This is a genomic window from Chitinophagales bacterium (assembly GCA_019638515.1).
GTDB lineage: Bacteria > Bacteroidota > Bacteroidia > Chitinophagales > LD1 > UBA7692.
The window spans coordinates 123,704-145,355 of sequence record JAHBTS010000001.1 but is presented as its reverse complement, the minus strand read 5'-3'; the positions used below and the strand labels follow the sequence as shown (position 1 = coordinate 145,355).

Annotated in this window: 20 protein-coding genes; 11 read left to right on the top strand and 9 right to left on the bottom strand. The window is 41.4% G+C overall.

Translation table 11 applies throughout. The annotated features are described in order from the left end of the window. The first annotated feature begins 2 nt into the window (after positions 1-2). The 7 genes from KF872_00695 to KF872_00665 all read left to right on the top strand — a co-directional run bounded on the left by KF872_00695 (position 3) and on the right by KF872_00665 (position 8,558). Entirely contained in the window at positions 3-1,598 is a 1,596-nt protein-coding gene (locus tag KF872_00695) for a peptide chain release factor 3 (protein ID MBX2902040.1), read from the top strand. Between the two features lie 117 nt (positions 1,599-1,715). Continuing rightward, on the top strand, positions 1,716-1,934 hold the full coding sequence (locus KF872_00690) for a hypothetical protein (protein MBX2902039.1): 219 nt from the start codon (positions 1,716-1,718) through the stop codon (positions 1,932-1,934). A gap of 91 nt (positions 1,935-2,025) precedes the next feature. Next, positions 2,026-3,858, top strand: a complete 1,833-nt coding sequence (locus tag KF872_00685) for a type VI secretion system baseplate subunit TssF (GenBank protein ID MBX2902038.1) — start codon at positions 2,026-2,028, stop codon at positions 3,856-3,858. Positions 3,859-3,889: 31 nt separating this feature from the next. After that, the gene (locus tag KF872_00680) at positions 3,890-5,155 is read left to right on the top strand and encodes an MFS transporter (GenBank protein ID MBX2902037.1); all 1,266 of its coding nucleotides are present in this window, start codon (positions 3,890-3,892) and stop codon (positions 5,153-5,155) included. 101 nt (positions 5,156-5,256) lie between these two features. Then, positions 5,257-5,997 carry a 5'-nucleotidase C-terminal domain-containing protein gene (locus tag KF872_00675; GenBank protein MBX2902036.1) on the top strand — a complete coding sequence of 247 codons (741 nt, stop codon included), beginning with the start codon at positions 5,257-5,259 and terminating at the stop codon, positions 5,995-5,997. Between the two features lie 15 nt (positions 5,998-6,012). After that, a complete protein-coding gene (locus KF872_00670) occupies positions 6,013-7,539 on the top strand; it encodes an aldehyde dehydrogenase family protein (protein ID MBX2902035.1) in 1,527 nt (508 codons plus the stop codon). Between the two features lie 23 nt (positions 7,540-7,562). Then, a complete protein-coding gene (locus KF872_00665; GenBank protein ID MBX2902034.1) occupies positions 7,563-8,558 on the top strand; it encodes a S1/P1 Nuclease in 996 nt (331 codons plus the stop codon). Positions 8,559-8,570: 12 nt separating this feature from the next. Here the strand turns inward: KF872_00665 and KF872_00660 are convergent, their stop codons facing one another. Both KF872_00660 and lpxA read right to left on the bottom strand, forming a co-directional pair. Further along, the gene (locus KF872_00660) at positions 8,571-9,173 is read right to left on the bottom strand and encodes an ABC transporter ATP-binding protein (GenBank protein ID MBX2902033.1); all 603 of its coding nucleotides are present in this window, start codon (positions 9,171-9,173) and stop codon (positions 8,571-8,573) included. Next, positions 9,163-9,957, bottom strand: a complete 795-nt coding sequence (gene lpxA, locus KF872_00655; protein MBX2902032.1) for an acyl-ACP--UDP-N-acetylglucosamine O-acyltransferase — start codon at positions 9,955-9,957, stop codon at positions 9,163-9,165. The genes KF872_00660 and lpxA overlap by 11 nt, the downstream gene beginning before the upstream one ends. Before the next feature lie 317 nt (positions 9,958-10,274). Here lpxA and KF872_00650 point away from each other — a divergent pair, with 317 nt between their 5' ends. Then, on the top strand, positions 10,275-10,619 hold the full coding sequence (locus tag KF872_00650) for an STAS domain-containing protein (protein MBX2902031.1): 345 nt from the start codon (positions 10,275-10,277) through the stop codon (positions 10,617-10,619). Between the two features lie 156 nt (positions 10,620-10,775). Continuing rightward, the gene (locus KF872_00645; GenBank protein MBX2902030.1) at positions 10,776-12,044 is read left to right on the top strand and encodes an adenylosuccinate synthase; all 1,269 of its coding nucleotides are present in this window, start codon (positions 10,776-10,778) and stop codon (positions 12,042-12,044) included. A gap of 4 nt (positions 12,045-12,048) precedes the next feature. On the opposite strand, the gene KF872_00640 is transcribed toward KF872_00645, so the two are convergent. The 7 genes from KF872_00640 to KF872_00610 all read right to left on the bottom strand — a co-directional run bounded on the left by KF872_00640 (position 12,049) and on the right by KF872_00610 (position 19,434). Further along, positions 12,049-12,810 (bottom strand): tetratricopeptide repeat protein, encoded by a 762-nt coding sequence (locus KF872_00640; protein ID MBX2902029.1) that lies wholly within the window; start codon positions 12,808-12,810, stop codon positions 12,049-12,051. A 5-nt stretch (positions 12,811-12,815) separates the two neighbouring features. Then, complete coding sequence (locus tag KF872_00635; GenBank protein MBX2902028.1) at positions 12,816-13,820, bottom strand: VWA domain-containing protein; 1,005 nt, start codon at positions 13,818-13,820, stop codon at positions 12,816-12,818. A 57-nt stretch (positions 13,821-13,877) separates the two neighbouring features. Continuing rightward, positions 13,878-14,888 carry a VWA domain-containing protein gene (locus KF872_00630; GenBank protein ID MBX2902027.1) on the bottom strand — a complete coding sequence of 337 codons (1,011 nt, stop codon included), beginning with the start codon at positions 14,886-14,888 and terminating at the stop codon, positions 13,878-13,880. Further along, on the bottom strand, positions 14,885-15,877 hold the full coding sequence (locus KF872_00625; protein ID MBX2902026.1) for a hypothetical protein: 993 nt from the start codon (positions 15,875-15,877) through the stop codon (positions 14,885-14,887). The genes KF872_00630 and KF872_00625 overlap by 4 nt, the downstream gene beginning before the upstream one ends. Further along, complete coding sequence (locus tag KF872_00620) at positions 15,874-16,683, bottom strand: DUF58 domain-containing protein (protein ID MBX2902025.1); 810 nt, start codon at positions 16,681-16,683, stop codon at positions 15,874-15,876. The genes KF872_00625 and KF872_00620 overlap by 4 nt, the downstream gene beginning before the upstream one ends. A gap of 297 nt (positions 16,684-16,980) precedes the next feature. Beyond that, on the bottom strand, positions 16,981-17,988 hold the full coding sequence (locus KF872_00615) for an AAA family ATPase (GenBank protein MBX2902024.1): 1,008 nt from the start codon (positions 17,986-17,988) through the stop codon (positions 16,981-16,983). Between the two features lie 168 nt (positions 17,989-18,156). After that, a complete protein-coding gene (locus KF872_00610; protein ID MBX2902023.1) occupies positions 18,157-19,434 on the bottom strand; it encodes an ABC transporter permease in 1,278 nt (425 codons plus the stop codon). A gap of 146 nt (positions 19,435-19,580) precedes the next feature. On the opposite strand from KF872_00610, the gene lpdA reads away from it, so the two are divergent. Then, on the top strand, positions 19,581-20,981 hold the full coding sequence (lpdA, locus tag KF872_00605) for a dihydrolipoyl dehydrogenase (protein MBX2902022.1): 1,401 nt from the start codon (positions 19,581-19,583) through the stop codon (positions 20,979-20,981). A gap of 3 nt (positions 20,982-20,984) precedes the next feature. Beyond that, complete coding sequence (locus KF872_00600) at positions 20,985-21,620, top strand: outer membrane lipoprotein carrier protein LolA (protein ID MBX2902021.1); 636 nt, start codon at positions 20,985-20,987, stop codon at positions 21,618-21,620. The last annotated feature ends 32 nt before the right edge of the window (positions 21,621-21,652 follow it).

Genomic DNA, 21,652 nt, shown 5'->3' with positions numbered 1-21,652 from the left:
TTATGAATTTACAGGAACAAATCAATAAACGCAAAACCTTCGGTATTATTAGCCACCCCGATGCAGGTAAAACAACCCTCACCGAAAAACTGTTGCTATTTGGCGGTGCCATACAAACAGCCGGAGCCGTTAAAAGCAACAAGATAAAAAAAGCTGCCACCAGCGACTTTATGGAAATAGAAAAACAACGCGGTATTTCGGTAGCCACATCGGTAATGAGTTTTGAATATCGCGATAAACTCATCAATATCTTAGACACACCCGGTCACAAAGATTTTGCCGAAGATACCTACCGCACACTTACTGCCGTAGATAGCGTAATTATGGTAGTAGATAGCGTAAAAGGAGTAGAAGAGCAAACACGTAAACTCATGGAAGTTTGTTCCATGCGCAAAACACCTGTAATTGTATTCATAAACAAACTCGACCGCGAAGGCAAAGAGCCGTTTGAACTCTTAGAAGAAATTGAAAAAGAACTTAAAATAAGTGTACAACCTTTAAGCTGGCCCATCAACCGCGGCAGCCGTTTTAAAGGCGTTTACAACATTCATAAAAAAAACCTGAACCTCTTTAGACCCAGCACCACTAAAGTAGCCGATGAAATTGTAAGCATCAGCGACTTAAACAACCCCGAACTGGATAAACTTATTGACGCTAGCGATGCCGCCCGCCTACGCGAGGATGTGGAACTAATAGAAGGCGTTTACGACACTTTTAATACCGAACAATACTTGGCAGGCGATTTGGCGCCCGTGTTTTTTGGAAGTGCCGTTAATAACTTTGGCGTGCAAGAATTGCTCGATACTTTCTTAGACATAGCACCCACTCCAAAAGGACGCGAAACTGATAAGCGTTTTGTGCAACCCAGCGAAAATAAACTTACAGGCTTTGTGTTTAAAATACACGCCAACTTAGACCCCAAACACCGCGACAGAATTGCGTTTTTTAGAATAGTAAGCGGAGTATTCGAACGAAACAAATACTATAAACACCAACGCTTAGGAAAAGAATTGCGCTTTAATACACCCGTTACCTTTTTGGCGCAGGATAAAAATATTGTGGACGAAGCCTTTCCGGGCGATGTAGTAGGTTTATACGATACCGGAAATTTTAAAATTGGCGACACCCTCACCGAAGGCGAAGCCATGAATTATCGCGGTATTCCGAGTTTTTCGCCCGAGATTTTTAAAGAGTTGGTGAATACCGACCCTATGAAAAGCAAGCAGCTAGAGAAAGGCATTACGCAACTCACAGACGAAGGTGTGGCACAGTTATTTACCCAGCAACCCGGCAACAGAAAATTTGTGGGCACCGTTGGAGATCTCCAATTTGAAGTTATTCAATACCGATTGCTGCACGAGTATGGCGCCTCATGTAAGTTCCAACCTATTAACATGACACGTGCCTGCTGGCTCACTTCTAACAACAAAGAAAAATTAGACGATTTTATTCGCTTTAAAAGCACCAGTATTGTACACGACAAAGATGGTAATTTGGTGTATTTAGCGCCCAGCGAATGGTTTCTAAGAATGGAGCAAGACAATAATCCGGAAATACAATTTCACCTTAACTCCGAGTTTAAAACAGAAAACAATTAAACTACAAGGCAACCAACTGCCGGCATTGTTCGTTTGGTATTAGGCACCTGCTTTCTGCCCAATAACTAAACTGCACAGCAAGCATGGTGCTTTATTGTTTTACATAACTTTTTACCGATGAAAAGAGTAATTCTGGGCATATCGTTGGTGGCTTCCACCCTTTGTTTTACAGCATTTAGTTGCAAAAAAAATTGCAATGAAAATCCCAAAACAGATTGCATTTGCACAAAAGAATACATGCCTGTTTGCGGTTGCAATGGAAAAACATATTCCAACCAATGCGAAGCAGACTGTGCAGGCGTTCGTGTTGTAAAGCAAGGTGAATGCAATAAGTAAATACAGCGCTATACCGGAGCCATATAAATCTAGCGCTACCCATTTCGTTCCGAAATTTTTTTCCCCATCCTAATTACCTTACTTTCGGCACATGGAAGAACAGGAAATCCGCTCTAGAATGCTATCATATGCAGCAAAAACGTGGGGCTTTGCAGATACGGCAATAGAAAATTCATTCGACCCCTTGGTGAATTTGCTATTGGGAGCTTCGGCTCACGAGTTAGAAAAAGTATATAACGAAATTCACTCTACCGAAAGCCGCCTGCTACTCAAGCTCACGCAATTGCTTACGCCCGATGTGCTAACCGGAGCCACACCTGCCCACGCCATTTGCCACGCCACACCTACCGATTTGGAAGCAAAAACCACCACTTATCAGCATTTTTACTTTCAGAAAAAACGTGAGAATGGCATGCGCGAAACTTACAGCGAAGTATTCTTTACACCCAGCGGAGAATTTTTGCTTACACCTGCCGAAGTGCGCCTATTAGCATGTGGCAACAAGCTGTTTAATTACAAAACATCTGTAACCAAAGAAACTATAGCCACTGCCATTGGTAAAACACTTGCACCCAATACGATTTTCATTGGCATAGAGCCGTTGGCAAATATATCCGACATTAAAACCTTTACACTCTTTTTTGAAAATCGAAATCCTGCAGAAGCAGCCGCATTCTATAAAGATTTGGCCTCGGCAAAATTTTACTTTGGAACGCAAGAACTTACCCTGCAACCTGGCATAGAAGATATGCGAAAACACTCCGTTTCGCTCTACAAAAAACTAATTGAATCGCACTATAACATTACCACCCAAAACGAAACCCACGCTACCTCCTTTTACAATCGCCACTTTGTAACCTTAGAGCTTAGCACCCAAAATATACAACAAACAACCGAAACAGAAGCCCAAGCTCAATTAGAGAATGCTTTTGGTGCAAGTGCATTGCAAAAAGTAAAATCGCCTATGCTTTGGATTACCATGGAGCTTCCTCCACGCGATCAACCATTTAACCTAAGCGATATTTTTTGCGCCACCAACTGCTTTCCGGTAATTAACCGAAAAAAGGAAGATATTACTTATAGAATTGAAGACAAACACACCATTATAGCACTACAATCGCCTTCAAAATTTTTAGACATTATAGAAGTGCGCGCACAAGACGACACTCCGTTTTTTGAAACAGCCATAAGCAATCCGGCACAAACACCTGCCGGCAGTTATTTGCTGCGCCACAGTGGAGTTGGCAGATTCGATAAAAGAAGTGCCGTAGAATACACTCAATATATGCTCCAATTACTGCGCGATGAAAGCGCTTCGTTTTCTGCACTCGGGCGCGACTTTATAGAAACTCAAGTAAAGCAAGTAAACCAAGTAATTGCATCCATAGAACAGCGTATGAACGAAGCACTTCTGCAAGGCAGCGAATCTATCAGCTACCTACTGCTAAATACCGCCACTTTTCCAGACAATGTGTTTATACAATATTGGAACACCGATGCTGCCGATGGCAACAATGTGCGCCCCGGAACTAAGTTAAACACCTACCAAGGCAATGCTTTTATGCGCGACAGTGTGATACTTATGACGAATTCAACCGGAGGAAAAAATTCGCTTTCTCCATCCGAAAGTGTAAACGTTTACAAAAACAATGTACTCACCCGCCAACGTATAGTTACGCCTAAAGACATTGAAGTTGCATGTGCGGCTATTGCCGGCAATTATGTAGATCATGCAAGTGTAAAAAAGGGTGTAATAATGGAAAGTGGAAACAATGGCAATTACACACGCTGCATAGAAGTAAACCTACATTTTAAACAACACAGTTTAGACGAAAGCATTAAACAGGATGTATGTCGCGAAGTATTGGTATATCTCGAAAACAACTCAAGTGGCATGTTTCCTTTTAAAGTAACGGCAGCATAAAAACATATTATCTGCTCACACTTCTACTACGGTGAAAAATTCTAAAGCAGTTCTACTGTTGCTTATCGCAAATGCCATTTCAGGCATTAGCCAAGGTATTACCATGCTATCGGTGCCGTGGTATTTTACAGGCATAATTAACCGAGAAGGGCTTTTTGGCAACATCTATTTTGCCGTAACCTTTATATCGCTTTTTTGGGGCGTATATTCCGGCACTTTAATAGATCGCTATAACCGAAAGAATATTTTCCTCGCCATGAATATTGCCGGACTACTCATACTCGGCAGCATAGCGGCATACGGCTTTTTAAATGGCGAAACAGCATGGTGGTTAGTAGCTATTCCCTTTGCTGCTACTGCATTTATTTACAACCTTCACTTTCCAAACCTATATGCTTTTGCCCAAGAAATTACACCCAAAGAAGATTATGCACGTGTTATTTCGCTATTAGAAATACAGGGGCAAATTTCTTTTACTACTGCCGGAGGTTTGGCGGCTGTTTTGCTGCAAGGAATAGATGGCTCCGGCTTTAGTGTATGGGGCCATTCTTTTCTGCAAGGGTTTCAGTTTCCTCCCGTAGCAATATGGAAAATATTTGCACTGAATGCCGCCACATACCTTATTGCCTATGCCATTATTTTTAATATAAAATCGCTACCGCTGGTAGCTAAAGAAACTGATACTGCACCGCTGCAAGAACGGTTAAAAACAGGCTTTACTTACTTGTGGCAGCATCCGCTCATGTTAAAATTCGGAGTGGTAACCCTACTTCTCTTTTTAACTATCATAATTTTTGGCACACAACTCTCGCCCATGTTTGTAAAGTTGCATTTACGGCAAGGTGGCAATGTGTTTGCTATTTCAGATATGACCTTCTCCATTGGCGCGCTGCTTGCCGGAATTTTCACCGCACGCATGTTTAAAGAAGAGCACAGCATTAGCAGTATGATTGCTATGAATATTTTGGCAGGTACTATGTACATATTTATGTGTGCCACCGCCAGCAGCGTACTTTTTTATACCGCAAATTTTGTAATCGGATTCTGCAATGCAGGAGTGCGCATTCAGCGTATTACCTATATTTTTCACCATATTCCAAACAATGTAATTGGCAGAGCCGGCAGTGTATTCTTTGTATTGAATGTACTGTTTCGCTTATGGCTCATAGGCATATTTGCACTGCCTTTCTTTCATACACCTGCAACTATATTGCTACCCATTTTTGCATTGGCAGCCATTTGCTTTTTAGCAGCTTCTATGCTATTGATAGATTACAAAAAGCTAACTGCAAAATAATACCCGGCATGTTAAAAATACCTGCCAAAACTTATCATATTCACAACAAATAATTTTCACTTCACCCCAAATTATTTCATTCGCAGATAGAATTGCTTTCTATGTTACATTTTACAAGAAATATTGCACTACTGTTTTTACTGTTCACTGTATCGTGTGCGCAGCAACTCACTCCGGTTCAATACAGTTACCAACGCAAAAATATTGATAGCAACAGTGTTGCCGATGCAAAAATAGAATCTATGATTAAGCCCTATAAAGATTCGTTGCAAGCCACCATGAATGCTGTAATAGTTACCAATAACAATATGCTCACCAAAAAGCAGCCAGAAAGCACTTTGGGCAATGTATTGGCAGATGCACTTCTGCAACAAGCAAGTAAATGCTGCGGTAAAAAAGCAGATGTGGCGATTTTAAACCAAGGCGGCATACGCTTATCGCAATTAGCTCCCGGACCGGTTACACTTGGTAAAATATATGAACTTATGCCATTCGAAAACAGGCTGGTGCTAATGGAATTAAGCGGTAAAGACCTTCAACTTCTTTTCAACTCCATTGCCCATGCCGGAGGTTGGCCCATTAGCGGAGCGAGGTTTACTATTAGTAATAATAGTGCAGAGAATGTAACCATCAACGGCAAAGCATTAGATGCCGATAAAATGTATTGGTTGGCAGTTTCTGATTATCTTGCCGATGGTGGCGATAAGCTCGAAATGATAAAAGGGAAACCATATATAGATTCCGGCAAAACCATTCGCCAAGCATTTATTGATGAGTTCACAGAAATGAATGCACAAGGCAAACAACTAAAAGCCTATCTCGACAAACGAATTGAAAACTAATTTAAACAACATACTATGCAACCATTTTTAAACGAACTTTCTATTACCGAAAATAATGCTGGCGCTTCTACCGGAGCCAATTGGCTAAAACCAAAAGGAACTTCCATTGCTTCTTACTCTCCGGCAAACGGCAGCCTTATTGCACATGTTGCCACTGCAACTTCCAGCGATTACGAAACGGTTGTAAAAGCTGCCGTGCAAGCACAAAAAATATGGCAACAAACACCCGCCCCTAAACGCGGAGAAATTATTCGCCAAATTGGAGAAGCACTCCGCCAAAAAAAGCAAGCCCTTGGCAGTTTAGTAAGTTACGAAATGGGTAAAAGCCTACAGGAAGGCTTAGGCGAAGTACAAGAAATGATTGACATCTGCGATTTTGCTGTTGGACTTTCGCGCCAGTTGCACGGACTTACCATGCACAGCGAGCGCCCCAACCACCGTATGTATGAACAATGGCATCCATTGGGAGTTGTAGGCATCATCAGCGCATTCAATTTTCCCGTAGCCGTTTGGAGCTGGAATACCATGCTGGCATGGGCTTGCGGCAATGCCTGCGTATGGAAACCAAGTGAAAAAACACCACTCTGCGCAGTTGCATGTCAAAAAATTGTAGCCGATGTTTTTAAGCAAAATAACCTACCCGAAGGATTAAGCGGACTCATTATTGGAGGTGCAGATATTGGCGCTAAACTCAGTGCAGATAAACGCATTGCACTGGTAAGCGCTACCGGATCCACCCGCATGGGAAAAGCAGTAGCACAAGCAGTAGCCGAAAGGCTGGGCAAATCGCTATTAGAGTTAGGAGGCAACAACGCCATTATTATATCGCAACATGCAGATCTCAACATTGCCATTCCATCCATTGTGTTTGGCGCAGTTGGCACTGCAGGGCAGCGCTGCACCACCACTCGCAGGCTTATTATTCACAAAAGCCAATACGAAGAGCTAAAAAAACGCTTGAAAAAAGCATACACCCAACTCAAAATAGGAAACCCACTAGATGAAAAGAATCACGTAGGACCGCTCATAGATAAAGATGCCGTAAAACAATACGAAAAAGCCATTACCCAAGCCAAAAAAGAAGGCGGCAAAATACTGGTAGAAGGCGGCACCCTAAAAGGAAAAGGCTTTGAAAGCGGCTGCTACGTTCAGCCTTGCATTATTGAAGCCAACCGCAAAATGAAGATAGTGCAACACGAAACCTTTGCACCAATTCTATACATCATGAGCTACGATACCATAGAAGAAGCTATTGAAATAAACAATGAAGTAGTGCAAGGACTTTCTTCTTCTATTATGACCTTAAACCTGCGCGAAGCCGAGCAATTTCTTTCTGCAGCAGGAAGCGATTGTGGTATTGCCAATGTAAACATAGGCACCAGTGGAGCAGAAATTGGAGGAGCATTTGGAGGTGAAAAAGAAACAGGTGGTGGTCGCGAAAGTGGCAGCGATGCTTGGAAAAACTACATGCGCAGGCAAACCAACACCATCAATTACGGCACACAGCTGCCGCTGGCACAAGGAATTAAATTCGACTTATAAAATTCACCTATTACTTTTATGTAATGAGCATACGGCCAATTAAATTTTTATGCTGCGCCCTACTATTTTTTGCTTACCTCCATTCGCATGCATGGGGCTTTTGGGGGCATCAGCGCATCAATAGAATTGCCGTATTTCTACTACCTCCGGGCATGATAGATTTTTACAAAACCAATATCGAATACATTACCGTGCATGCCGTTGATCCCGATAAAAGAAGATATGCCATACCCGGTGAAGCCCCGCGCCACTACATAGATTTAGACCACTATTGCCAATACCCATGCGATAGTTTTCCACGCAGATGGAAAGATGCCGTGGCACGATATTCTGAAGACACCTTGCAAGCTTACGGCATTGTTCCCTGGCATATACAAGTAATGATGTATCGCCTTACCGATGCATTTAAAGCCAAAGACAAAAACCGTATTTTAAAACTAAGCACCGAATTGGGGCACTATGTTGCCGATGCCAGCGTGCCACTCCACACCACCGAGAATTACAACGGCCAACTCACCAATCAAGTTGGCATTCATGGCTTTTGGGAAAGTAGAATTCCGGAACTATTTGGCGAAGACTACGATTACTTTATTGGCAAAGCCGATTATGTAGATAAACCTCTTGACTACACATGGAAAATTATTCTACAGAGCCACGCTGCATTAGATACTGTTTTTGGAATAGAAAAAGAACTTAGCACTTCCTTTCCCGATGATGTAAAGTACACCTACGAAAGCCGCGGCATGAGCATGATGCGCGTGTACTCCAAAGAATTTAGCAAAGCATACAGCGACCGCATGATGGGCATGGTAGAACGCAGAATGCGCGATGCCATAAAATCTGTAGCCGATATTTGGTACACCTGCTGGATAGAAGCCGGTCAGCCAATTTTAAACCAAGCAGTTGAGCTACCGCTATCTGAAGAAGAAAAACTCGAAATGGAAGAAGAAGAAAAACTTTGGCGCACCAAACCCAAACCCATGTTTGGGCATTTTCATCCCGAAACGGGAACAGAATAAACTACTGTTTTTCTAAGCATTCATACTAAGCACTTGCTGTGCTAAACTCTCGTATTCCATTGGATGGTTCGAAGCAATTACCACTAAGCGGTTTTTATGATTTGCAGCAAGGGTTTCTACATACCACCGTTCCCACTCAGCATCAAAATTAGCCGTAGGTTCATCTAAAAAAAGCGCGGCACTATCGGTAAAAATAGCCAGTGCTAATTTTAAGCGCTGCCGCATGCCGGACGATAAGTTTCGTATTGCTGCCGAGTCTGTAATTCTTATTGCCTCTATAAGCGCAGCGGGCTCTAGCACTAACTTGCGCACCGATGCATGAAAATACACCATTTCACGCACGGTTAATTCATCTATCAAATCCATATAAGGCGCAGTAAAACTCAGGTGGGCAACGGCATTTTCCGGTGCCACTTCTGCTTGTTCAAGCATATATTTTATAGAGCCTTCGTTTGGGGTTAAAAAACCTGCAATGGTTTTAAGCAAGGTAGATTTTCCGCTGCCGTTTTTACCCGTAACGGCATATATACCGCCATGTTTAAATTCAAACGATATGTTTCTGAAAATCCATTGCTCTTCAAACCGCTTACCTATGTTTTCACCTTTAATCGTCATTGGTAGTGCTGTTAAACCCTTTCATTATGCCGCGTACACTATCGCGCACAAAAGCCACTATTTCATCCTTTTCAGGACTGGCTGGAATTTCAGCTTCAATAATTTTTAGTGCATTGGTAGTGTTGTACCCACGCACAAACAATATTCTGTAAATATCAAGAATGTGGTTGATGGTATCGGATGAAAAACCTCTTCTTCGCAAGCCAATGGAGTTTACACCTGCATAGCAAGTGGGATGGCGGGCAGCACGTACAAATGGTGGCACATCTTTATTCATTAGCGTGCCTCCGGAAAGAATACTATGCCTACCTATTTTTAAAAATTGCTGAATACTTACGTTTCCTCCCAAAATTGCATAGTCGTGAATTTCTACGTGCCCTGCCAGGTTCACATTGTTTGCCAACACACAGTTGTTGCCTATTTTACAATCGTGAGCCACATGCACATAAGCCATGAGCAAAGAATTGTCGCCAATTTGCGTAACGCGAGTAGCTTCGGTACCTCTATTGATGGTTACAAACTCGCGAATCATTACATTGTTGCCAATGTGCACTTCACTTTTTTCACCCTTAAATTTTAAATCTTGCGGCACCGCAGAAATAACAGCGCCCGGAAAAATTTTACAGTTTTTGCCAATACGTGCCCCCTCCATAATGGTTACATGCGAACCTATCCAGGTTCCTTCGCCAATTACCACATCTTTTGAGATGGTTACAAAAGGTTCTACTACCACATTATCAGCCAACTCTGCCTGCGGATGAATAAAAGAAAGAGGTTGATTCATTGAAATAAAATGATGGGCGAATGTATATTTTTCTTTGGTGTTTTGCTTATTAGCCTTCATTCTTTACGCACAAACCTTTTAAACAGTTGCCAATACTTTAGCGCATACCTGCGTTTACAATATATAAAAACCATACCTTGTACACTTTCTGTTTTAGCCTAATAAATTCGTTGGATATTGGTGTTTTTGTACTTGCATAACTCCAATTGTTGGCGGCTCAAATTTTACTTCAACTATGTTAATTTCTTCTACTTGCACATAAGTTGTATTTCACTACTTTCATTGCGCTAAAATTTAATACTTACTGCAAACAGATTATGGAAATAAAAACAGAACAAAAAGAAGGAGTGTTGGTATTTTACCTCAACGGAAATTTATTGGGTGAGCACGCCAATGCGCCAGTAATGGAGAAGCTAAAAGGCAGTTTAGAAGCCGGAAACAACAAGGTGCTGTTTAACCTAGCCGAGTTAAAATTCATAAACTCTACCGGATTGGGAATGCTACTTACTGCACTTACCAAAACGCGCAATGCCGGAGGTGAACTAACCATTACCAATGTGCCGGAGCAAATGAACAAACTATTAGTAATGACCAAGCTAAAAGATATTTTCAACATCCACTCTAGCGAAGAGGCGGGTATGGATTTTCTTAAAAGCGCTTAAAAATTATATTCGCAACTTTTTCAGCGCAGTGGTGGATAATTGCTGCGCTGTTTTTATTTAAATTATGAGTTACCGCTTATTGGTTTTAGTGCAAAATTACTTCACAATTATTTCGTGCACTACTTGTAATCGGCAACTTAAAACATACAGTAAACAATGTACGCAGACATTCTCTTAGGGCTTCAATGGGGCGATGAAGGAAAAGGAAAAATTGTAGATTATTTAGCCGATAAATACGAAATTATTGCACGTTTCCAAGGCGGACCAAACGCAGGACACACCTTGGTTATAGATGGTGTAAAAACCGTATTGCACACCATTCCGAGCGGCATACTAAAGCCGGGGGTAACCAATGTAATTGGCAATGGTGTTGTAATTGACCCAACTACCTTACTAAAAGAGATTAATCAGTTAGAAGCAAAAGGAATAGATGTGCTGCCACGCTTATTGGTATCTAAAAAAGCACACCTTATTTTGCCTACCCATAAAATTTTAGATGCGGCTTCGGAGTCTTCGAAAGGTGCCGATAAAATAGGCTCTACCTTGCGCGGTATTGGACCAACTTATATGGACAAAACCGGAAGAAATGGCTTACGCATTGGCGATATGTTGGCTAAAGATTTTCGCCAGCGCTACGAAAAAATTCGCGATAAGCACTTGCACTTACTTACACTTTACAATTTCGATTTTTCATTAAAAGAAATTGAAGCACAGTGGTTTGAAAGCATTGAACAATTAAGACGTTTACAGTTTATTGATGCCGAGTATTTCTTAAATAATGCATTGGCTACAGGCAAGCGCATTCTTGCAGAAGGTGCACAAGGCACTATGCTTGACATTGATTTTGGCACCTATCCTTATGTAACATCTTCTAACACCGTTACGGCTGCCGCTTGCAATGGCATGGGCGTGGCTCCAACCAGAGTGCGCGAAGTAATTGGTATTGCAAAGGCTTATTGCACTAGAGTGGGCAGCGGCCCTTTCCCTACAGAGTTGTTAGATGCCACAGGCGATGACCTTCGCAAAAAAGGAAATGAATTTGGCGCTACCACAGGTCGCCCTCGCAGATGTGGCTGGTTCGATTTACCTGCCATGCACTATGCTTGTATGATAAATGGTGTTACACAAATTGCCATTACAAAAGCTGATGTACTAAACGATTTTGAAACTATCAATGTTTGTACTTCGTACGAAATAGAAGGGCAAAATTTAAACGATATTCCATTTGATATGTGTGGCTTAAACATTAAAGCCAACTATACCAATATTGCAGGTTGGAATCAATCGTTGGAAAGCTATAAAGATTTCAATAGTCTTCCGACTCCTCTCACCAACTATTTAGATTTTCTATCTAAAGAGTTAAACGTGCCTATTACAATGCTTTCTACCGGTCCGGGAAGAGAAGAGTTGCTGGTTCGCGGATAGTGCGCTACCAGTCTTTTTCAACCTTTACTTTTGCCGGAGTGGCATTGGCTTTCTGCATTTTTTGATTGGCCTTTTGCTCTTCGTGTTGCAGTGCTTGCAATAACTTTTCGGCCTCCTCTTTACTTAATTTGGGTTGAGTATTTTGCTTCTGCTCTTGCTGATTATTATCTGCTTGTTGCTGCTTATCTTGATCCTTATTCTGCTGCTGGTCGTTCTTGTTATCTTGCTTATTCTGTTGGTTTTGCTGATTATCTTTTTGGTCTTTATTCTGCTGTTTGTCTTTATCGTTATCCTGGTTTTGTTGCTGCTGTTGTTGCTGCTGCAACTTTGCATTTGCATAAGCCAAATTGTAGCGCGTATCGTTATCTTTTGGATTTAATTTTAGCGAAGATTTGAAAGCATCGGCAGCTTCTTTATACTTCTGCTGCGAAAGGTAAGTGTTGCCAAGGTTGTGATACGCCTTTGCCTTCACGCTTTTATCTGCATTGGTTTGAATACTTTGCTCGAACTGCTTGGCGGCCTCATCGAAACGCTTTTGCTGATATACGGCATCGCCTAAATTGAAAGTAGCTTCGGGCATATTCTTCTTTTGCTCCAATGCTTTTCGGTAGCTTATTTCTGCTTCATCGTATTTTTCTTTCTTAAAAAGATTATTGCCTTCGCGTGTAAGCGTTTTTTCTTCTTGCGCCCGCACAGCATTGGTTGCCATGCTCGCAAGCACTATAAACAACGCCCAATTGCAACTACTAAAAACATGTTTCGTCATCTGCCTCACTGTTTTAATTTCCATGAAAATTTTTGTTCGCTAAGCAGCATTTCAAACAACAGTAGCAATGCTGCAATGCCTAAGCACCATTGGAACTGGTGATTGAAATCTGTAAACACATACTCTTCAAATTTTTTGGTGCTAATTTGCCCCAGCTCATCTAATATTTCGCGAATAGCCTCGTTGCTATTGCCTATTAAATATGCTTTCCCTTTGCCCTCGGAGGCTAATTCTTTCATCATCGAAAAGTTTGCTTTCGATAATACAATTGAGCCATTTTCATCGCGTTTAAAATCGCTGTTTCCTGCCGGAATAGGCGCACCCTTTTCGGTTCCAATACCGAGTATGTATGTTTTTATTCCTTCTTCGGTAGCCTGCTTAATGGCATCTTCGGCACCGCCTTCGTTGTCTTCGCCATCGGTAATAATGAGCAGTGCTTTGTGTTTGGTTTCACCTTTTACAAAACTTTGCTGCGCTAAATTTATGGCCTCTGCAATATCGGTTCCTTGCGTGGGCACTATACCGGTTGAAATAGTGTTTAAATACAATTTTGCTGCCGAATAATCTACCGTAAGCGGCATTTGCAAATATGCTTTTCCGGCAAATACAATTAAGCCTAAGCGGTCGTTATTAAGCTCTTCTATAAATTTTGAAATAAAGTTTTTGGCACGCAACAGGCGGTTGGGTTTTATATCTTCTGCCAACATACTGTTGGATACATCCAATGCCACCATTACATCTATTCCTTGGCGCTGTACTTTTTCCATACGGCTGCCTATTTGCGGGTTTGCCAAACCCAATACCACAAACACCCAAGCCAAACTCCAAACTATAAATTTAAAGTGCAACTTTTTAGGCGATGTCAATGGCATCAATTGGCGCACCAAATGCCATTCGCCCAATACAGCTATTTTCTTTTTTTGCCACAGTACAAACCATATATAAGCAGCGACAAACGGTAGCAGCAGCAGCAATAAATACAATAATTCCGGCCGTTCAAAACGAAACATATTTTTCTTTTAATGCAGTAATACACAGCAGCACAATAGTGCATGCCATGCTACTACTTATGGTATTGATTTTGTTACAAAAAATCTAACTATAAACTCTACAACCAGTATTAAAGCAGCAATTACGGCAAACGGAAAAAACACTTCGTTTTTCCGCTGATAAGCACTTACTTCTATTTTAGTTTTTTCGAGTTTATCTATTTGCTCATAAATTTCTTTCAGCTTTTGATTGTTGTTTGCCCTAAAGTATTTACCTCCGGTTTTGCTGGCAATTTCGCGCATTAGTTTTTCGTCTATTTGCACATCGGCATAATCGAAAATAAGTTTACCGCTGGCATCCATTGCTACCGGTGTGTATGCTTTGCCATTGGTACCTACGCCAATGGTATAAACGCGCACACCAAATTGCATGGCAATATCGGTAGCAGTTATCGGGTCTATTAAACCGCGATTGTTTACACCGTCTGTCATTAAAATTACCACCTTACTTTTTGCCTTGCTTTCGCGCAAACGCTGCACGGCAGTAGCTAAACCCATACCTATGGCTGTTCCATCTTCGAGTATGCCATCTTTTACCGCCTTCAACTGATTCTTTACAATAGCATGATCTATAGTAACCGGACACTGCGTAAAACTTTCTCCGGCAAAAATTACTAATCCTATTCTATCCGCTTTTCTGGCATCAACAAATTGTAGGGCCTCGGCTTTAGCTGCCTCTAAACGGTTAGGCTTAAAATCCTGTGCCAACATAGAAGTAGAAATATCCATAGAAAGCACAATGTCTATTCCCTCTGTGTTTACTTTCTCTTCATTAAAAGTAGTTTGTGGGCGAGCCAATGCCACCAATAAAAAACTCAATGCTGCCACACGCAAAAAGGGTAATCCTTTCTTAAACTGAGCCTTGAATGGCTGCGGTTGTTTTTCTACAGCCGACAACGAAGAAAATGAAACCGAGGCAAACTGCTTTTTTCTTCTAAACCAAAACCACAAACCACTACACACCCACAACAGTGGAATTAGCAGCAGCACCCATTTATCGGCAAAAGTTATATGTTGAAGCCAGCTCACTTTTTAGTTTGGTTGGTTGATTGTTTACGAATATCTTCTTCTTTCCATGCGGTGGTTTTCACAAACTCACGTGTGGTATAAAGTGCATTTTTGCTTTGCTCCGGCAGTGGCAACTGCTTGGCAAACTTTACCAAATCGGCCTGCTTCAGTACTTCTACAATTTCAATGCGTGCTTCGGTACTTATATCATCGGTTCGCAGCATTAGTTCAATTTCATCGGTTGTACTTTCTAATGCCTGTAAGTTGAAGCGGTACTCTAAATACTTCCTAAAAATATCTGTAAGGCGCGAATAGTAAGCCTTTGCATCGGCACTTTGCCAAAGTTTTTCTTGCTCCAGTTTTTGCAATTCTTTCAATGCCCAAACGTGCGCTACTTTCGGGCGGTTTATTTCTTCTTCAGTTTTTCCTTTTGGCTTATAGTATTTTTTAAAAAGCCACCAGCCTAGTAATCCAAGTGCAATAATTGCCAGCCCAACTAAAATATATGGTAAAAATTCTTTCCAGTTGCGCTTAACTTCTAATGGCCCTTTTATTGGTTTGAAATTTTGCGCAGTATCTACGGGTACTGTAGCCACAGCAATTTCAAATGCCTCGGTAAATGCAGAATCTGCAATGCCATTTTGAGTGAATAAAACAGCTATTGGCGCAACGGTGTAAACGCCTGAGTCGTAGGCAGAAAGCGTTAACTGCTGCGAAACAATTATTTCGCTTCCAATAGCAGCAGTATCTTTTTTTCCGATTGAAATAATATCGAGCGAGCCTAAAGAATCTTTAAACATCGGAAATTGCACCTGTGCCGATGTGGGATACTTTGCAGCAAACTTTACACCCAAAAAATCGCCTATTACAATATGGTTAGAATCGGGCACAAGGCTAACAGTAACTTGCGCCTTGCACACAGCACTGCTCATGGCAATCCATGCAACAAGCAGTGTTGAAATGTGTATTGCTTTCAACCGTTTTGTAACTGTTTGAAACAACTGTATCATCGTTTCATCTCCCTTCTTTTAAACATATTCATGAGTGCCACTGTGTAGTTTTCATCGGTGCGGATGCTTGCCAATTCTGCTCCGCATTTCCCAAAAAGTTCTTTGGTTTCTTTTAAGCGCAGAGCAAAAGTTTTGGCATACTCGGCACGCACGTTTTTATTGCCTGAGTTTAGCCACATTTCTTTACCACTTTCTGCATCGGCCACATGCAGCAAGCCCACATCGGGTAGTTGCGCCTCGTGCCTATCGTACAAATGAATACCTATTAAATCGTGCCTACGTGCCGCAACATTAAGTGCCTCTTTATATGGCTTTTCTGAAATAAAATCGCTGATTAAAAAAGTAATACACTTTTTCTTCATGGCATTATTAAACAACTTTAATGCCGCAGCAATATCGGTTCCCTTTCCTACCGATTGAAAATCGTATATATCGTTTATAATTCGGAGTATGTGGCTTTTACCTTTCTTGGGGGGAATAAACTTTTCTATTCTATCACTAAAGAAAATTACTCCTACTTTATCGTTGTTGGTAATGGCAGAAAAAGCAAGCACACCGCCAATTTCAGCCATAATGTGGTTTTTGAATTCGTTTTGAGTTCCAAAAAAACCGGAGCGGCTTACATCTATCAGAAGCATTACGGTAAGCTCGCGTTCTTCTTCAAAAACTTTTATGTATGGTGTACGCAAACGTGCCGTTACGTTCCAATCAATCTGCCGAATATCGTCTCCATATTGGTATTCGCGCACTTCGCTAAAACTCATGCCTCGACCTTTAAATGCAGAGTGGTAACTGCCCGAGAAAATTTGATTCGAGAGCTTGCGCGTTTTTATTTCTATTCTGCGAAGAGCCGAACGCTTCGTGGCTTCAGCCTTGGTGGCAGGTGCCGAATGCTCCGCTGCTTTTGCAAAAAGGTTTGAAAAAAAATTCGCCACTATTATCGGTTGCTTTTAGGTAAAATAGAATACATAGCCCATACTTCGCCATAACATAAAATGGTAAGAAACGTGCGTGCCTGTAGCAGGCCTGCTAAACTTCCTAAAGATGGTACAGTATTCATCTCACAAAAGGTTACTTAAATAAACGGTGCTGCTTGTATTGGTTTAAGGAACTTCTACGGCATTCAAAATTTCATTTACTACTTCTTCGGTAGAAATATTTTGAGCTTCGGCTTCGTAAGTTAAACCTATGCGGTGGCGCATTACATCATGGCAAACAGCACGTACATCTTCCGGAATTACATATCCTCTGCGTTTAATAAAAGCATACGCCTTGGCTGCCAATGCAAGATTTATGCTGGCACGAGGCGAACCACCATAGCTAATCAACCCTTCGAGCTTAGTTAGTTTATACTCTTTGGGGCTGCGCGATGCAAAAACAATATCGAGAATATAGCGCTCGATTTTTTCATCCATATATACTTCGCGTACTGTTTTACGAGCAGCCAGTATTTGGTCTTTATTTATTACTTGATGTATGTTGCGTGTTTCGTTTTCTAAACTTTGGCGAATAATCAATCGCTCCTCTTCTTTCTTTGGGTAGGTAATTACCACCTTTAGCATAAAGCGATCTACCTGCGCTTCGGGCAGCGGGTAAGTTCCTTCTTGCTCTATTGGGTTTTGTGTGGCAAGTACTAAAAACGGCTCTTCTAATTTATAGGTATTTTCGCCAATGGTTACTTGTTTTTCTTGCATGGCTTCGAGCAAGGCACTTTGTACTTTTGCGGGAGCACGGTTTATTTCATCAGCAAGCACAAAGTTGGCAAATACCGGACCTTGCTTTACGGTAAAGGCATTCTCTTTTTGATTGTAAATCATGGTTCCCACCAAATCGGCAGGCAGCAAATCTGGAGTAAACTGAATACGGCTGAATTTAGCATTTATAGCTTGTGCCAAAGATTTTATAGAAAGCGTTTTTGCTAGTCCCGGTACACCTTCCAGCAATATATGTCCGTTGGCAAGCAATGCCAGCATAAGGCGCTCGGTCATATACTTTTGCCCCACAATTACTTTCCCAATTTCCATACTAAGCACATCTACAAATGCACTCTCGCGATTGATGCGCTCATTAAGCTCGCTAATGTTTACCGATGAAGAAGAAACTATTTCCATGTTTTATTTTTGAAAGGCAACAAATATAACCAGCTGTTACGCTTTTAACATTTCGGGTGTAGTCAATTTTTGTTAAGCCCACTATGGATTGGGGCTAAAAAATTTCTGTGCTGTATAAAAAAATCGATAACTGATGATAATTTGCTTTACAAGAAACGCATGCTGCGCTCAGCTCCTAATAGCATCTACGGGCTTCATGCGCGATGCATTCCATGCCGGAATAAAACCCGAAATAATTCCGGTGGCTACAGAAATACCTATACCTATGGCTATATTTTCTGCGGTAATAAAGAATGTGAAATCAGTTTCTGCCCAATGTTTTAAGCCATATTCCAACACTTGAAAAAGTGCCACCACCGCCAGCAATCCTGCAATTCCCCCAATTACACAAAGCAAAATAGCTTCTAATAAAAATTCTAATAGAATGTATAGCTGCTTAGCACCAATAGCTTTCTTAATTCCAATAATGTAGGTGCGCTCTTTTACACTCACAAACATGATATTGGCAATGCCAAAACCACCCACAATTACCGAGAAAAATCCAATAATAAAACCTGCCAAATTGATAACCGCAAAAATGGATTTTATGCCTTCGCTAAACACACTTACCTGATTCACCGAAAAATTATCGTCTATATTGGGAGGCAAGCGCCTAATGCTGCGCATGGTTCCTTTTATTTCGTATTTAAGATCTGCCACTTTTATTCCCGGTTTGGGCAATACGGCTATAAGCGGATCGTTTTCGCTGTTATTCAAACTAATAAAGTTGCTGAGAATTCCATAAGGCACTATGGCATTGTTATCGGCACTAAAACCGAGTATATCGTTCCCTTCTTTCTTCAACACACCAATTATGGTAACTTTTATGCCTTCTAATCTTACTTCTCTCCCTACAACTTGTGCAAAGCCCGGAAAGAGCGTTTCTGCCACTTCATTTCCAACAATGGCAACCGGAGCACCACTCAAAATTTCACCTGCCGTAAAATAGCGCCCTTGCACAAACTCCAGCGATTTCACTTTATCGTAATCGTAAGAAACACCTTCAAAAGAAACCCCGCTTGCCGTACGCTCGCCTGCCATAATACTTTTGCCACCCACCGTGTATTGAATAGAAACTGCCGAAGCATTCTTTAGGCGCTCTTTTAAAAACTGCATCTCGCGCGGGTTCACACTCGGGCGGTTCACATAGCGCCACCAAGGATAATTATCGCTCCATATCCACGGCCATTTTTGAATATACAGCACATTGTTGCCAATAGATTCTATACTGTTGCGGATATTCATTTCCATAGAATTTACTGCCGTGCGTATGCTTACTATACACAATATGCCAATGGTAATTCCCATTAGCGAAAGAAAAGAACGCAACTTTGCAGCCCGCAACTCTTCGAACGACAGGCGCAAACTCTGTGTAAAAACTTTCCAAAGAATTAGCAGGCTTTTCATACTTCTAAGGCAGCGAAGAAAACATTTTTCCCTCTTCTAAAATGAACTTGTAAACGCATTAGTTTCAATAATAAACCTTAATTGCTACAAATGGTTTTTATTTCTCGTTGCAACTTTACAACTTGCAGCCAGAAAAATAGTAACACATGTATAATATAACAGTTATTGGTTCGGGTCCCGGAGGCTATATTGCCGCCATTCGCAGTGCTCAATTAGGTTTTAAAGTTGCCCTAGTAGAAAAATACCCCAACGCATTGGGCGGCACTTGCACCAATGTGGGCTGTATTCCATCAAAAGCACTTCTCGATTCTTCGGAACATTACCATGCTGCAACACATAAATTCAAAGACCACGGTATTGATGTAAAAGGATTGGAAGTAGATTTTAAAAAAGTGGTTGCCCGCAAAGCCGATATTGTAAAACAAAACAACGATGGCATTGCCTTCTTAATGAAAAAAAATAAGATTGATGTTTATGCCGGCACCGGAAGTTTTGTAACCAAAAACAAAATTGCCGTTACCGCAGCCGATGGCAGCAAACAAGAAATTGAAACCGAAAAAACCATTATTGCCACAGGCAGCAAACCAACTTCGTTGCCATTTATTACCATAGATAAAAAACGCATTATTACTTCCACCGAAGCACTAAGCCTAAGCGAAATTCCTCAACACCTCATCATAATTGGCGGTGGAATTATTGGTGTGGAATTAGGCTCTGTTTACCGCAGGCTCGGATCTAAAGTTACCGTAATTGAATACTTAGATAAAATAGTTCCTTCTATGGACGAAGATATTAGCCGCGAACTATTGCGTATCCTTAAAAAAGACGGCATGGAGTTTCACCTTGGCACCAAAGTAACCGGAGCCACCGCTAAAGGAAAAAATGTAACCGTAACTGCCGAAACAAAGGCCGGAGAAAAACTAGAACTAAAAGGCGATTACTGTTTAGTAGCCGTTGGCAGAAGTCCATACACCTCAGGTTTAGGACTCGAAAACGTTGGCATAAAAACCGATGAAAGAGGACGCATTCCCGTAAACGGAAACTTAGAAACTTCCGTTGCCGGTATTTACGCAATTGGCGATGTAATTGTGGGCGCCATGCTGGCACACAAAGCAGAAGAAGAAGGCGTATTTGTTGCCGAAACCATTGCAGGTCAAAAACCGCATATCAACTATCACCTCATTCCCGGAGTGGCATACACTTGGCCCGAAGCTGCCGCAGTTGGCGCTACCGAGCAAGAATTAAAAGCTGCCGGAAAAACAGTAAAAACCGGGAAATTTCCATTTAGAGCATTAGGCCGCTCCAGAGCTTCAGGAGATTTAGACGGCTTTGTAAAAGTTATTGCCGATAAAGAAACCGATGAAATTTTGGGCGTACACATTATTGGCGCACGTGCAGCCGATTTAATTATTGAAGGCGTAGTAGCTATGGAATACCGCGCCAGTGCAGAAGATATTTCGCGCATGAGCCATCCGCACCCTACTTATACCGAGGCGTTTAAAGAAGCCTGCCTTATGGCTACCGAAAACCGCCCGCTGAATATGTAAAACATGTACACCGGCTTAGTTACCTTATTCTTGTTTTTTATTGCAAGCCTGCAAACCATGCAGGCACAGCAGTTTGCCATGCCTAAAAACGAGCAGGAACTGAAACAAAAAATCGCTGCCGCATCTTCTAAAATACAAAGCGTGCAATGCGATTTTGTGCAAGAAAAAAAACTAAGTATGATGAAAGATAAAAGCGCCTCTAAAGGCGTGTTTTATTTTTCTAAGCCGGGCAAAGTGCGTTTAGAATACCGCCAGCCCAATTTTCAGGCAATGATTGTAAACGGCTCTAATGCTTATATGCAAGATAAAACAAAAACCACTAAAGTAAGCATCTCAAAAAGTAAAGCCTTTCAACAGCTCAATAAAATAATTGTAAGCAGCATTACTGGAAGCATGTTAGAAAGCAAAGACTTTACTTCAAAAATTTTGGAAAACGATAAGCAGGTAAAACTTGAACTTACGCCACTTTCAAAATCAATAAAAGGTTTCTTATCGTCTATTGTGCTGGTGCTGGATAAACGCGACTATACTGCCACACGCTTAGAATTGCACGAAGACGGTGGCGACTACACGCTTCTTTCTTTTTCAAACAAAGTGGTAAACAGCACCTTACCCGAAACTCTTTTTAACGCTCAATAGCTGTTTTTCTTCGCCAATACAATTACACCTCT

Coding starts and splice junctions, on each gene's coding strand:
- KF872_00695 (MBX2902040.1), top strand. CDS start 3: ATGAATTTACAGGAACAAATCAATAAACGCAAAACCTTCGGTATTATT.
- KF872_00690 (MBX2902039.1), top strand. CDS start 1,716: ATGAAAAGAGTAATTCTGGGCATATCGTTGGTGGCTTCCACCCTTTGT.
- KF872_00685 (MBX2902038.1), top strand. CDS start 2,026: ATGGAAGAACAGGAAATCCGCTCTAGAATGCTATCATATGCAGCAAAA.
- KF872_00675 (MBX2902036.1), top strand. CDS start 5,257: ATGTTACATTTTACAAGAAATATTGCACTACTGTTTTTACTGTTCACT.
- KF872_00670 (MBX2902035.1), top strand. CDS start 6,013: ATGCAACCATTTTTAAACGAACTTTCTATTACCGAAAATAATGCTGGC.
- KF872_00665 (MBX2902034.1), top strand. CDS start 7,563: ATGAGCATACGGCCAATTAAATTTTTATGCTGCGCCCTACTATTTTTT.
- KF872_00660 (MBX2902033.1), bottom strand. CDS start 9,173: ATGACGATTAAAGGTGAAAACATAGGTAAGCGGTTTGAAGAGCAATGG.
- lpxA (MBX2902032.1), bottom strand. CDS start 9,957: ATGAATCAACCTCTTTCTTTTATTCATCCGCAGGCAGAGTTGGCTGAT.
- KF872_00650 (MBX2902031.1), top strand. CDS start 10,275: ATGGAAATAAAAACAGAACAAAAAGAAGGAGTGTTGGTATTTTACCTC.
- KF872_00645 (MBX2902030.1), top strand. CDS start 10,776: ATGTACGCAGACATTCTCTTAGGGCTTCAATGGGGCGATGAAGGAAAA.
- KF872_00640 (MBX2902029.1), bottom strand. CDS start 12,810: ATGACGAAACATGTTTTTAGTAGTTGCAATTGGGCGTTGTTTATAGTG.
- KF872_00635 (MBX2902028.1), bottom strand. CDS start 13,820: ATGTTTCGTTTTGAACGGCCGGAATTATTGTATTTATTGCTGCTGCTG.
- KF872_00625 (MBX2902026.1), bottom strand. CDS start 15,877: ATGATACAGTTGTTTCAAACAGTTACAAAACGGTTGAAAGCAATACAC.
- KF872_00615 (MBX2902024.1), bottom strand. CDS start 17,988: ATGGAAATAGTTTCTTCTTCATCGGTAAACATTAGCGAGCTTAATGAG.
- KF872_00610 (MBX2902023.1), bottom strand. CDS start 19,434: ATGAAAAGCCTGCTAATTCTTTGGAAAGTTTTTACACAGAGTTTGCGC.
- lpdA (MBX2902022.1), top strand. CDS start 19,581: ATGTATAATATAACAGTTATTGGTTCGGGTCCCGGAGGCTATATTGCC.
- KF872_00600 (MBX2902021.1), top strand. CDS start 20,985: ATGTACACCGGCTTAGTTACCTTATTCTTGTTTTTTATTGCAAGCCTG.